Source organism: Paenibacillus gorillae, assembly GCF_000513275.1.
GTDB classification, from domain to species: domain Bacteria; phylum Bacillota; class Bacilli; order Paenibacillales; family Paenibacillaceae; genus Pristimantibacillus; species Pristimantibacillus gorillae.
This window is the reverse complement of sequence record NZ_CBVJ010000136.1, coordinates 1-12,503: the sequence shown is the minus strand read 5'-3', so window position 1 is coordinate 12,503 and position 12,503 is coordinate 1. Positions and strand designations below refer to the sequence as shown.

Genomic DNA, 12,503 nt, shown 5'->3' with positions numbered 1-12,503 from the left:
AGCGCAAAACAAAGGGAGAAGCCTTTTTCGACCTCTTCAATAATTTCGGCATGCTGCTAATCTGTTTCGCCACCATGTACCCGATCTGGTACGTGCTGGTGAACGCCTTCAACGAAGGCCAGGACGGGATGCGCGGCGGCATCTACTGGTGGCCGCGGGTATTCAGCTTCGAGAGCTTCACAGCCGTGTTCCAGAGCAGCGGCATTATGGGCGCCATGGGCGTTACGATTGCCAAGACGCTGCTCGGTACCGTGCTGCACGTCTTTTTCACCGCTATGGTCGCTTATGCGTTTTCCCGCAAAGGCCTGATTGGCGGCAAGATCTACATCTTATTCGGTACGGTGACGCTGTTCTTCGGAGGAGGCCTCATTCCGACCTACCTGTTGATGAAGGATTTGCACCTGCTGGACAATTTCCTCGTGTATATCATTCCGGCGATGTTCAGCTTCTTCGATCTGATCATCTTCATGACCTTCTTCCGGGATATACCGGACGGGCTGGAGGAAGCGGCGAAGATCGACGGAGCTAATGACTGGTCGATTTTTATTAAAGTTATTCTGCCTGTATCGATGCCGGTTATCGCGACAATTGCGTTGTTCCACGGAGTCTATCAGTGGAATGATTACTTCGCCGGCGTGATCTATATGAACAATATGGACCTGCAGCCGATTCAGACGTATTTGTACCGCGTCGTAGCGCAGTCCAGCTCCAACCAGATGCTTGCGGCTATTCCGGGCGGCATCGGCAAATCGGTCACCTCGCAGTCGATCAAGCTGGCTACGATGGTCGTCACGACGCTTCCGATCGTTCTCGTCTATCCGTTCCTGCAGAAGTACTTCGTTAAAGGGATGATGATCGGTTCGATTAAAGGCTAACCTAAGGCAATACCTGCGGCTCTATGAATAGGGCGGCAGATTGCATATACTCATTCTTAGAGAGAAGGGGAAGACAAACAGATGAACAAGAAGCATACGCTTAAAAACATGTTGATGCTGATGGTCGCTGCGGTTCTCGTGTTTACAGCCGCCTGTTCTTCGGGCAGCAAAAACACAGACAAGGAAGAGGGCGGCTCGAATGCCGAGACAGTAAAGCTCACCCAGGATGATAAAGGCTGGGAAGTAGACAAAAGCCCGATTACGTTTGACTGGTATATTAACTTTTCATGGTTTCCTAACAAATGGGGCGTAGATGCGACCTCGAAATATATTACAGAGAAAACAGGCGTAAACATCAACTTCATCGTGCCTGCTGGCAATGAAGCGGAGAAAATGAATACGATGATGGCTTCCGGCAGCCTGCCAGACTTTATTACGCTGGGCTGGTATGAGGATGCCGTTAAGAAGATGATCGAAGGCGACTTGGTGCTTCCGCTCAATGAGCTTGCTGACAAGTACGACCCGTACTTCTACAAAGTAACCGATCCTGCGAAGCTGTCGTGGTACAAGCAAGAGAACGGCAATGTATACGGCTATCCGAACTCCTCTTCGTCGCCTAAAGACTATGAGAAATTCGGCGACAACATTGCTTCCTCGCAAACCTTCCTGGTACGTAAAGATATGTACGAGGCGCTTGGCAAACCGGATATGCGCACGCCAGAGGGCTTCCTGAAAGCGCTGGAAGATGCGAAAAAAATGTTCCCGAACGTGAACGGCCAGCCGCTCATTCCGCTGGGCATGTATGACTTCAACGACACGGGCAATGCAGCCCTGCAGCACTATATTCAAAACTTCCTGGCGATTCCTTACGAGAAGGACGGCCAATTGTATGACCGCAATACCGATCCGGAGTATGTGAAATGGCTGAAAACGATGCGTCAAGCGAACGAAAACGGTTTGCTGGCCAAAGATATCTTCATCGACAAACGTCCGCAAATGGAAGAAAAAATCGCACAAGGCCGTTACTTCGCAATGCTGTATGCAAGAACGGATTTGGCTAACCAACAGAACGCTCTGTTTGCCAATGATCCGGAATCGGTCTACATTGCTGTAGACGGTCCAGCTAACGCGAATCTGGATCAGCCGACGCTTGCCGGCCCATCGATTTCCGGCTGGACAGTCACGCTCATCTCTAAAGACGTGAAGGACAAAGCCCGTGCTATTCGTTTCTTGGATTACCTCATCTCTGAAGAAGGCCAGCATGACCTGTTCTTCGGCAAGCAAGGCGTAACTTGGGACAACATCGACGGCAAAGATCAATTCCTGCCTGAAGCGCTTGATCTGATGAATAAGGATCGCGGCGCATTCGACAAGAAGTTCGGTGCTTCCCATACATTCTGGATGATGATGGATACCAATCTGACGCCAATCTGGAGCCCGCCAGCAGTCGAGCCTTTCAAGCAATTGGAGGATTGGACGTTCGGGAAGACAGTAAGTCTTTCGGAATTTGATCAGATCAACCCGACCGGCACTTCGCCAGAGGGGATCAAGAATACGAAGATTGATCAGGAATTCGGCAAAGTGCTTCCGAAGCTGCTGCTCTCGAAGTCGGAAGCGGACTTTGATAAGGTCTGGAATGAGTTTCTGAAAAAACGCGACTCCCTCGGATTCAAAGAGGTGCAAGCGTACAAGCAGAAGAAATACGAAGAAAATGTAGCGAAGCTTAACGGCGCTGCGGAATAATCGGGCATTCGCTCTCGAGAGAGAGCAGGCCCTGCAAAGGGTACTCCAGAACCGGAAACGGGCTGGAGTGCTTTTTGTCGCATAAGGGGAAGAATAGCAGAGTAGATTAGCCGGACGGAAGTGATAGGGAAATGGGCAGAAGAATGGCGCAATCGATTGCGCATTGGTTCAACCGCAGATCGATGCAGAGCCGCCTAGTGGCTGCGTATATCGTTATTTTGCTGCTGCCAAGCCTCTTGGTATCGAACTATTTGTTTAGTCAAATTCGCGAGAGCTATAGCAATGATACGCTGAAGCAGGCGCAGTATTCGGTGGAAATGGAACGGGTGAACATTCGCAATCAGATTGAGGCGATGGAACGGGCTGCCCAGCTCACGATATCCGATTCTGAAATTATCGACTATGTATCGCGGGAGGAAGAGCTCCCCGTGGAGGACCTGCTTGCGCTTTACCGCGGTCCTCTAACCGATATGATCAATATTCAAATCAACAATCCGAACATCGTTCATCTTCGATTATTTGCGGACAACCGTTATTTGTCCGAGATTTGGCCAATTGTATTCCATGAGCGCCGCATTCAGAATGAGCCATGGTATAAGCAATTGGAGACATTGAACGGCAAAGAACTATGGCTGTTTAAAAACGAGGACCCCGACATTCTGCGTCGCAACGTGACGGAGGGCACCAGTCAGATGCCAAAGGTTTCCCTTATGCGCGTGGTAGAGGCTGGGGGCAAGCGTGTTGGCGTGATCGAGGTGTCCATGCTGTTGGAGCAATTCTCGCCGAAAGCATTCGCCAGCATTAAGGACGAGGGAAGTCAGATGATGATCGCAGACCGCAACGGGACGATCTATATGGATGAGCAGCAGCCGTTTGCAGGCGGCAATCTGGAGCTTCACGACGCGGTGCTGGAGACGTTCGGAGAGATGGAACGGCAGCAATTAACCGAGATGCGTTTTGTTGTCGACAAGCATCCCTATTTGCTCGTGTCCGCCCCGCTGGAGCAAGCGGATGCGCATATTCTCAATGTGGTCTCCCTGCAAACCGTCAGCAAGGATATTTCGAAAGCGCAGACACAGATCATCACGTTTAACGTTATTATTATCGCTTTACTCTCTTTGATTACCTATTGGCTGAATTCGATTATTCTTAAAAACATGCGAAGATTAACTGATGCGATGAAAAAAGTAAGGCGCGGCGAGATGCCAACCGGATTACCGCTTGGCGGCGGGGGCGAGATTGGCGAGCTGGCCCATCATTTTAATAAACTAATCCATACGATTAATGAGCTGATCGCTCAGGGGGTGAAGAAGCAGGCGCTGACCAAAGAAGCGGAGCTTCGTACGCTGCACAGCCAGATCGACTCCCACTTTCTGTACAACACGCTAGAGAACATTAAGATGCTGGCGGAGATGGAAAATCAGCTTACGATATCGGATTCTCTTACTTCACTTGGCGGCATGATGCGCTATAATTTCAAATGGTCGGGCGAGTATGTAAGCCTGCAAGATGAAATTCGCCATATTGAGAATTATATCGCCGTCATGAATATCCGGTTCGATGAGCCGATTGCGCTGGAGCTTCATATCCCGCCAAGCCTAATGGAGATCGAAGTGCTGAAGATGTCGCTGCAGCCAATCGTCGAAAATGCGGTCAAGCATGCATGGGCGGGCACAGAAGAGGAACAGAGCGTTATTCGTATCGAGGTAGCTGAATGCAGGGATGGCACGGCAGGCAGCGAAAGCCGTGTTGAAGGCATCATCATCACGCTTAGAGACAACGGCATGGGTATGGGATCAGAACGGTTGCAGCAATTGAATGAATGGGTGCAGTCCGGGCAGAACCGTGAAATGTCTTTAGGAAGCGGTAACGGCAACGGAAATGGCAAACAAGCGATCGGAATCGGCCTGCGCAACGTGCATGAGCGCATCCGGCTCTATTATGGCGAATCGTACGGGTTGCAGATAGACAGCGTAGAGGGGCAATTCACAGAGGTGGTTATTACCCTGCCGAAGGTGCTGTTAATGGGAGGGAGTTCCGAATATGAGGAAAATGCTGATCGTAGATGACGAGAAAAATATTCGGTTAGGACTAAAAATGATGATCGAAAGGGAGTTTCCAGACTTCTATGCCATTCGGATGGCTGTTCATGGACAAGATGCGCTGGCTCAATACGAGGGCGAACGGGCAGATATTGTTATTACCGATATTCGAATGCCGATCATGGACGGATTAGAGCTGATTCGCAGGCTGATGAATGAGCCGGAGAAGGGGCAGGAGCCGCCCATCTTTATCATACTAAGCGGCTATGACGATTTTGCTTATGCCAGAGCGGCCATTGAATACCAAGTGAAAAACTACCTCTTGAAGCCAATCCGCCGGGAAGAGCTGTTTGAGGCGCTGCGCAAAAGTGAAACGACGCTTCAGGCGCAAGCTGAATTGGCCGAGCGAGTTGCGGTAAGCGATACTTTTCGTGAGCAGCTGCAAATTAATCGGCTCAAGGAGTGGTTTGCGCAAGAAGGTGACGTTGCGATCGAGAAGGCAGACGAGTTTGCAGCAAGCGCCGGCTTTGATACATTCAGCCGTCCGTTTACGGTAGCGGTGTTGAATGATAAATCGGAGAGCAGCGGATCGATGAGCAAGGAGCAGTTCAAGCAAATGGCGGAAAATCTGCTGAAGCCGATGGACGGCGTGCTAGATGCCTCTTTTCTCGATCAGGGAAACCGGCTCGTATTGATTGGAAGCCCGACCTCGCAATTCGTGGAGCTGTACAAGCAGATTTGCGGCAATGAAAGGGTACATGTCGGTATTAGCGCGGAAGGCGAGCAAGCGGGGGATCTATATCGCTGCTACAGGCAAGCCTCCGAGGCGCTGCAGTATTCCTTCCTGTACTCGAGCTGCCGCCTGCTGCGGCATGAGGATATCGCCGGGGAAGCACGCGCTTATCCGGCTGCTCCGATTGAGGAAGTGCGCAAGCTTGGCAATATGCTGGGGACAGACCGTGAGCGGGAAATGCTGGAGCTGCTGAAGCAGATTTTTCATATCGAGGAGCTGCCTCGGGTGGATATCCAATTTTTGAAGCTGGCGGGCAAAATGATCAACGAGCAGGTGCTCGACGAAATATTCCGCATCTATGGCGATGGGTCCATAGAGGTGCTGAAGCTGTATCGCAGGGTCGGCAGCATGGACAATTTCCATACCTTCCACGACTATTACCGCAGTCTCGAACTGCTGCTGTCCAGCGTGAACGAATATGTGCGTGGCATCCGCTCCGCTTATAGCGAGCATTCGGAGATTAACGCCGCGATTGCCTATATCGAGGAGTTCTATTACAAGCCGCTGAATATGGCCGTTGTCAGCAATCACGTTGGGCTGAACTATTCTTATTTCAGCGAGGCGTTCAAAGCACATACTGGCGAGAGCTTCGTGCTGTTTTTGAAGAAGGTGCGCATCCGCAAAGGCAAAGAGCTGCTGCTGGAGGACAATCGCAAAATGCAGGATATTGGCAGCGCGGTGGGCTTCGAGAACAGCAAGCAGTTTTCCCGGGTGTTTAAGGAGCTGGAAGGCGTGTCGCCTCAGGAGTATAAGATTAAGCTCCGGACGGACGCCCAGCAGAGCTCGGGTGAAGGGACGGAATAAGCCGGGAGCAGGCCGTTTCACAACAAGAGAAAGAAAAGAGCTGGTCAAGGGGAATGGGGTGTTACGCCCATTCGCTACTTGAACCAGCCCTTTTCTTTAAAGCGGGTAATTGCTTCGATGCGATTGCTGACGTCGAGCTTATCGAGGATGACGGAAATGTAATTGCGAACCGTCCCGGTCGTAATATAGAGCTCGCTGGCGATTTCCTTCGTGTTCTTGCCGTCGGCAATCAGGCCGAGCACTTCTTTCTCCCGTTCGGTGAGCGGATTCTCTTCACCGTATGCTTCGTCCATGAGTTCTGGAGCGTATATACGACGCCCGGCTATTACGCTGCGGATCGAAGCCGCAAGCTCCTCGCTGGGACTGTCTTTTAACAAATAGCCGCTTACTCCAGCCTTCAGTGCACGGTCGAAATAGCCGCTGCGGGCAAAGGTGGTAAGGATAATGACCTTGCAGCCTGCGCCTTTTAGCTCTTCGGCAGCCTCCAGCCCTGTTTTTGCCGGCATTTCAATATCCATGATGACCACATCCGGCCTATGGAGATGGACGAGCGCAACAGCCTCCTCGCCGTTACCTGCCCGTCCGACGACCTGCATATCTTCCTCCAGATCAAGCAGCGACGCAAGTGCGCCAAGAAGCATCCGCTGATCCTCCGCGATGACGATTCGTATCATTACGCTCACCTCCTAAATTTGATTTACGGCATTGGGCACGCGAATGACGAGCGTTGTGCCTTGTCCGGTTGATACAATTTCGAGATTGCCGTTCACGAATTCCAGCCGTTCTTTAATACCTTTCAGTCCGTTTCCGTTGCGGAAGCCGCTGCGCGTTGCATTTATCCCTTTTCCATTATCTTGTACCCGGATTGCAAGATCGGTCCGAGACGGCTCAATGGTAACGCAGCATGCCGTCGCTTCGCTGTGTTTCACGATGTTGGTGACCGCTTCCTTCAGGCACATGCTGAGCACATTTTCGTTTAACAGCGAGGTATTGGACAGCTTAGGGTCTCCCTCGATTGAGAGTTCAATTTCGGCTGCGTTCAAAATTTGGTGGACGCGGTGAACCTCATCCTCCAGCCGGGTTCCCCGCATTTGGGTGACCAGCTCGCGGACTTCCTTCAACGCAGTTCGAGCTGTCTGCTGCACATCATGAATTTCCGCTTGGGCACGCTTAGGGTCGCTTGCAACCAACCGGCCGGCCAAATCGCTTTTAAGCCCAATGAGACTTAGCTTCTGACCCAGCGTATCGTGGAGGTCGCGGGCAATCCGTTGGCGTTCTTCCAGCTTGACGAGTTCAGAAATCCGTTTGTTGGCATCTTCGAGCTTGACCTCGAGCTTCTCTTGCTTGTTCCGGTTGTAGTTGTTGACAGGAAGAAGAATGACGACGATCAAGCTGATGAGGATGAACGGGAATTGGCTGAGCAGCGTGGAGTTTGTGGATATAAAGCCGTAATTAATGGTAATAAAGGTTGTGACGAGATGGATGGTATAGAGTGAGATAAACCCTGCACGATTCCGGATGTTGCCGATGAAAAAGGCGAGAAAAATGGAAAAGTAGACGTAACTGAACAGAAGCGTCATCGCAATGGAGATGACAATCTGCAAGCCCGTCCACATATAGACCTGCCAGCCTTTGGATACGAAAGAGAGGACATAGCAGGTGAAGAACAGCAGTACGAGCGCAACGCCGTACACAACCTCGATTGTAGAGGAGGAGCGGACAATGAAGTAGAAGGGCAAGATACAGAATACAATCCAAACATAGGGGCTAAGCCCGGTGTTTTTGTGGAAAATCTGATGCCACTTATGCATTGCCGTTCCTCCTTCCTCCGCTCGCTGTCTCAATAGATGTATTGTAGCATATAAGTCAACTTCAGCTAGAGCGCCGGACCGTCTTCGTTCCTGTCCGAAGTACGGGAACGATTCGGCTTGTGCGGATGCGCTGCTTAACCTCGCGGAAGGTAACGAAGTTTTTGGCCCCTTCATCCCAAAGCTTGAAGCGAAGTGATTGCAGACTGGTACGCAGCGTAATGGTCGTCGCCTTATGAAGCGGCGGTGTCGCGTTATGCGCATCCTCCAAATAATAATTCGGCACCTTCGGGCTTAAATGATGAACATGATGGAAGCCGATGTTGCCGGTTATCCATTGCAGCGGCTTAGGAAGCTTATAATACGAGCTGCCTTCTACGGCTGCCTTAACGTAGCTCCATTCCTCTTCATTCTCGAAGTAGGAATCCTCGAATTGATGCTGTACATAAAATAACCAAATACCGAACAAGCCTGACATGAAGAAGATAGGGCCATGCACGAGCAGGAACGCTTGCCAGCCAATTGCCCAGCACAGTAGTGCATATAGGACTACCATCGAGATATTGGTGATGTAAGTATTGATCCGTTCTTTGCGTTTTGCACCCTTGCGGTTGAAGCGGTATTGAACCAGGAATACAGCGATAGGACCAAGTCCGAACATAACGAGCGGATGGCGGTAAAAACGGTAAGCCACCCTGCGCCACAGTGGTGATGCCACATATTCATCGACCGTTAGAATCCAAATGTCGCCGAGTCCTCTTTTGTCCAAGTTGCCGCTGGTTGCGTGGTGCATCGCGTGGCTGTACTTCCATTGGGCATAAGGAACATGAGTGAGAACGCCGGTGATCGTGCCCATGATGGCATTAGCCCGTTTGTTCTTGAAGAAGGACCCGTGACAGCAATCGTGGAAAATGATAAAGGTACGAATGACGAAGCCGGATGCGATGATACCGATCGCAATGGTGAGCCAGTAGGACACGGCAAGGCTCGCATAAGCGGCGTACCAAAGTCCGAATAAAGGAACAAGCGTATTCACCAGCTGGCGAATGCTCGATTTCATATCGGTTTTTTCATAGGGTGCTACTTCTTTTTTTAATTGAATTTGTTTGGCTGCGGAATTCGAATGGTTTGTCATCGTATTCCCCCTCTGTTGGGATGAGTAAAACAAGGTTGAAAGTTCTATTTTGGGTAAAGCAGTTCTTATTTATCTTAATTGTAAAGAAAAACGTCATCCCCTTGAAGTCATAAACGTCAAGGAGGGGGTATGACAACTGTCATGGGGGCTGTGGTATAATCTGGTTTATTATCTTAGTTGAATGAGTTGGGATAAAGAGTGAAGGAGTTGTTTTTAAATGAAAACCCAGTATGAGATCAAGCATCCGCTGCATGTGAAGACCATTATTGGAATGAGCGCCTATCTTGTGTGCCACTTGCTGCTGATTTATAGCACGTTTACACGTGATGGGTTTAATCCGTTATTTTATTTTGTTGTCATCCTGCTTGTTTTCTCGCTCACAATTGCGGTTTATCTGATATTGAGAAGGCTGGCGAAGCCTTCGGAGATTCGGATGCTGGAGAAGACGATGAATGTGCGGGGGCATGAAGTCCATGCGAAGAACGTAGATTGCATTATGATCGACGGTTATTTCCAACCTGTTGTAGGCATTAGGCCGAAGGGGAAGAAAATCGTTCCGGGGCAGTTTACGTTCAGCTTTCATGTCAGCGGCAATGACGATGAAGCGATGAAGGCACTGAAGGGCTGGGCTGAAAACAATCAAATTCAAATTTATAACCGGAAGTTTCTGCGCTGGATTTAGCACCTGAGTTAGCTGTGCTGCCACTGCGAGAGAAGGGGAGAGGCCTTTTGGGGGCATTTTGGGTTATTGTAGTTTTGTTCGTTGTGCTTGTTGCGGGAGCTGTTTTCTATGCGCTGATTCGAATGGCTATTAATGATTCTGTTGCCGGAAGGATTCAGGAGGAGCTAAGCGAGATGAATCGCAGTCATCAATTGCAGCTGAAAGAGCATGACCGACAATTCGAGCAGTTGAATGAGCTGCTTCGGGAGCAGAATGCGCTGCTGGCGGAAATAAAGGACAAATCTCTGTAACTATTTCCCGGTTTTTCACGTTAACTCTAGTAATGGAACTAATGGTGAATAAAGGACCGGGAGGCTAGTGCAATGGACAAGTGGGAATACAAGACGATGAAGTTCAAGATCGGGAGCTTCTGGGGCGGCGTCAATCTGGATGAACAGCAATTCGAAGATATTCTCAATGAGGCTGGCTCGCAAGGCTGGGAGCTGGTGTCATGTGTGGATACGAGTGAGCATCAAGGACAGTCCAAAGAATTGATCGTCGTGATGAAAAGAAAAAGGACTTAAGATGCGGCGGCTGGCGTTATTCGTATTACTAAGCTGCTGGATGGTGACGGGCTGTTCGGATGATAAGTTTATGCTGACATTGGCGCTTCATTCTATGGATGAAGTCAAGCAAGGGATGCAGCGGCTGTCTATTCAAGGGGAAGAGACGGAAATGCTTGAAAGTTACCGGCTGACATCTGCGAGAGATTCAGCAGCCTATGCATTTGATCAGGGCGAGCTGCTCTATGTCTATGTATTCGAAGTCCCCATGGAAGCGCATGACGGCATAAGGAAAATTGAGGAGCAAACCGCATTAGTTGATCTGGTGTATTCTCCTGTCATTTATAATGCAAACAACGTCATTCTGATTTACATGCAGAGGTATGGAGAGACAACCGGTAAGCAGCCGGCTATAGAAAAGCTTGCAAGCAGCCTCGGCTGGCAAGTTTCGAAGCCATAGGCGAGATTTAGGAGGGATGGTTATGGCAGGGTGGCGTATATCGGCGGGGATTTTCACTCTGATCTGTTTTGTCCTGTACCTTTCCCCTGTATTGGCGTACATGCTGCGCATTGAGGAAGCTCCGCTCGGTTATATGTGGAGTTTGCTATTTGGACTTTCCGGTATCTTTTTCCTAGATCCTGGTTTGAGGTTGCCTGCATGGCTGAGAAAGCTCGGCTGGGGCGGTAATTTAATAGTGCAAATCGTATCGTTTTTGCTGACGCTCGGGTATTTGCTGCAGGTGAAGGATGCCCGCTTAGTGTTCTGGGTGTACCCGGTGTTTCATTTGCTTTCGGCGGCGCTGCTAGCTGGATTTTTGATCATTTACCGCAGAGGGGAGATCCGGCTGTGAATCCATTGTTTGCTGGGCAACAGCCTGGCATGGAGGTTGCGGCGAATTAGAGGCATTGAGGCGGTAGGTGTAAGCGGGAAGCTGGAAGCTGAAAGTTTATTCGGGAGATCTGCTGTTTGAACCGCATAGCTCCATCCTCTTTTACGGTGATTTTCGTGATAACGAACCTGATTCGCTAAATAACGAATCGAAATTCGTTGCAGCGTGGCCGCGTGAGGGGCTTATGTAAAAGAGCGAAGCAAATTTCGCAATTCGAGAACCTAGGTTCTCCGAAAGTGAAGCTTGCTTCGCTCTTTCGTTTTTGGGGCTATGTACGTCAAGCATTAGCGAAATTTGCTTCGCAAATTTGCGAACTAGCTTCGCTAATGGGCAAGTTTCAGGTGCATATGTTGTGGATTAACTCAAATGATGCCAGTGGTGTGCGTGATGCGCCGAGTACCGTAGTCAAGTAACTGGTAATGTACGTGGTAGGGGTGCAGGTATGGTGTGGATCGGCTCAAATGATGCGAGTGGTGTGCGTGATGCGCCGAGTATGGTTAGTTAAGTAACTGGTAATGTACGTGGTGCTGGTGCAGGTATGGTGTGGATCGGCTCGAATGATGCGAGTGGTGTAAGTGATGCGCTGACGTATAGTTACTTAAAGTAACTGGAACGTATACATGGTGCGGGTGCGGAAAATATGGTAGCGGCTTGCGAATACTTGTAACAGCGAACCCGATTCGCAAAATAACGAATCGAAATTCGTTGCAGCGTAGTTGGGTGAGGGGCTTATGTAAAAGAGCGAAGCAAATTTCGCTATTCGTGAACCTAGGTTCTCCGAAAGCGAAAGTAGCTTCGCTCTTTCATTCTAGAGGCTATGCACGCCAGCTATTAGCGAAAATGGCATCGCAAATTTGCGAACCAGCTTCGCTAATATGCAAGATTCAGATGCATATGGTGTGGATCGGCATCAAATGATGCGATTGGTGTGCGTGATGCGCTGGGGTGTATGTTACTTAAAGTAATTGGCGGCATACATGGTGCGGGTGTGAAAAATACGGCAGCGGCATGCGATTACTTGTAACAGCGAACCCGATTCGTTAAATAGTTACCCCTGATAAATTCAGTTTTGTTCAGGTTAAGTCTACGAGAGACAGCGATTTATTAAAGCAGAACTGTCGGATGTGTATTTTTCTGAGCTTATTTGCTCATGAGGGCGGCTCTTCTGAGGTTATGAACCCATATTCCG

12 protein-coding genes are annotated in these 12,503 nt (G+C 49.8%); 9 read left to right on the top strand and 3 right to left on the bottom strand.

Annotated features, from left to right (window positions below):
• Positions 1-50: 50 nt before the first annotated feature.
• From TY10_RS25990 to TY10_RS25975, 4 genes are all read left to right on the top strand, one after another.
• Positions 51-875 carry a carbohydrate ABC transporter permease gene (locus TY10_RS25990; protein ID WP_081735502.1) on the top strand — a complete coding sequence of 275 codons (825 nt, stop codon included), beginning with the start codon at positions 51-53 and terminating at the stop codon, positions 873-875.
• Between the two features lie 81 nt (positions 876-956).
• Positions 957-2,618, top strand: coding sequence for an extracellular solute-binding protein (locus TY10_RS25985; RefSeq protein WP_042170403.1), 1,662 nt, complete (start codon positions 957-959; stop codon positions 2,616-2,618).
• Between the two features lie 131 nt (positions 2,619-2,749).
• Positions 2,750-4,687 (top strand): cache domain-containing sensor histidine kinase, encoded by a 1,938-nt coding sequence (locus TY10_RS25980; protein ID WP_042170400.1) that lies wholly within the window; start codon positions 2,750-2,752, stop codon positions 4,685-4,687.
• Complete coding sequence (locus TY10_RS25975; protein WP_042170398.1) at positions 4,662-6,257, top strand: response regulator; 1,596 nt, start codon at positions 4,662-4,664, stop codon at positions 6,255-6,257. Before TY10_RS25980 ends, TY10_RS25975 begins: the two co-directional genes overlap by 26 nt.
• Before the next feature lie 74 nt (positions 6,258-6,331).
• Here the strand turns inward: TY10_RS25975 and TY10_RS25970 are convergent, their stop codons facing one another.
• The 3 genes from TY10_RS25970 to desA all read right to left on the bottom strand — a co-directional run bounded on the left by TY10_RS25970 (position 6,332) and on the right by desA (position 9,200).
• Positions 6,332-6,931, bottom strand: coding sequence for a response regulator transcription factor (locus TY10_RS25970; protein ID WP_042170397.1), 600 nt, complete (start codon positions 6,929-6,931; stop codon positions 6,332-6,334).
• A gap of 12 nt (positions 6,932-6,943) precedes the next feature.
• Positions 6,944-8,068, bottom strand: a complete 1,125-nt coding sequence (locus TY10_RS25965) for a sensor histidine kinase (protein WP_042170396.1) — start codon at positions 8,066-8,068, stop codon at positions 6,944-6,946.
• Positions 8,069-8,129: 61 nt separating this feature from the next.
• On the bottom strand, positions 8,130-9,200 hold the full coding sequence (gene desA / locus TY10_RS25960) for a Delta(5) desaturase DesA (RefSeq protein WP_042170395.1): 1,071 nt from the start codon (positions 9,198-9,200) through the stop codon (positions 8,130-8,132).
• Between the two features lie 217 nt (positions 9,201-9,417).
• On the opposite strand from desA, the gene TY10_RS25955 reads away from it, so the two are divergent.
• From TY10_RS25955 to TY10_RS25935, 5 genes are all read left to right on the top strand, one after another.
• Positions 9,418-9,882, top strand: a complete 465-nt coding sequence (locus TY10_RS25955; protein WP_042170394.1) for a hypothetical protein — start codon at positions 9,418-9,420, stop codon at positions 9,880-9,882.
• A gap of 47 nt (positions 9,883-9,929) precedes the next feature.
• Positions 9,930-10,172, top strand: coding sequence for a hypothetical protein (locus tag TY10_RS25950; protein ID WP_042170393.1), 243 nt, complete (start codon positions 9,930-9,932; stop codon positions 10,170-10,172).
• Between the two features lie 72 nt (positions 10,173-10,244).
• Entirely contained in the window at positions 10,245-10,445 is a 201-nt protein-coding gene (locus tag TY10_RS25945) for a DUF4177 domain-containing protein (protein ID WP_042170392.1), read from the top strand.
• A gap of 1 nt (position 10,446) precedes the next feature.
• Entirely contained in the window at positions 10,447-10,884 is a 438-nt protein-coding gene (locus TY10_RS25940) for a hypothetical protein (protein ID WP_042170390.1), read from the top strand.
• Positions 10,885-10,906: 22 nt separating this feature from the next.
• Positions 10,907-11,275, top strand: a complete 369-nt coding sequence (locus TY10_RS25935) for a hypothetical protein (protein WP_042170387.1) — start codon at positions 10,907-10,909, stop codon at positions 11,273-11,275.
• Positions 11,276-12,503 lie beyond the last annotated feature (1,228 nt).

Bases quoted from the DNA above. Each gene is read 5' to 3' on its own strand.
- TY10_RS25990 (WP_081735502.1), top strand. From the start codon at position 51: ATGCTGCTAATCTGTTTCGCCACCATGTACCCGATCTGGTACGTGCTG.
- TY10_RS25985 (WP_042170403.1), top strand. From the start codon at position 957: ATGAACAAGAAGCATACGCTTAAAAACATGTTGATGCTGATGGTCGCT.
- TY10_RS25980 (WP_042170400.1), top strand. From the start codon at position 2,750: ATGGGCAGAAGAATGGCGCAATCGATTGCGCATTGGTTCAACCGCAGA.
- TY10_RS25975 (WP_042170398.1), top strand. From the start codon at position 4,662: ATGAGGAAAATGCTGATCGTAGATGACGAGAAAAATATTCGGTTAGGA.
- TY10_RS25970 (WP_042170397.1), bottom strand. From the start codon at position 6,931: ATGATACGAATCGTCATCGCGGAGGATCAGCGGATGCTTCTTGGCGCA.
- TY10_RS25965 (WP_042170396.1), bottom strand. From the start codon at position 8,068: ATGCATAAGTGGCATCAGATTTTCCACAAAAACACCGGGCTTAGCCCC.
- desA (WP_042170395.1), bottom strand. From the start codon at position 9,200: ATGACAAACCATTCGAATTCCGCAGCCAAACAAATTCAATTAAAAAAA.
- TY10_RS25955 (WP_042170394.1), top strand. From the start codon at position 9,418: ATGAAAACCCAGTATGAGATCAAGCATCCGCTGCATGTGAAGACCATT.
- TY10_RS25945 (WP_042170392.1), top strand. From the start codon at position 10,245: ATGGACAAGTGGGAATACAAGACGATGAAGTTCAAGATCGGGAGCTTC.
- TY10_RS25940 (WP_042170390.1), top strand. From the start codon at position 10,447: ATGCGGCGGCTGGCGTTATTCGTATTACTAAGCTGCTGGATGGTGACG.
- TY10_RS25935 (WP_042170387.1), top strand. From the start codon at position 10,907: ATGGCAGGGTGGCGTATATCGGCGGGGATTTTCACTCTGATCTGTTTT.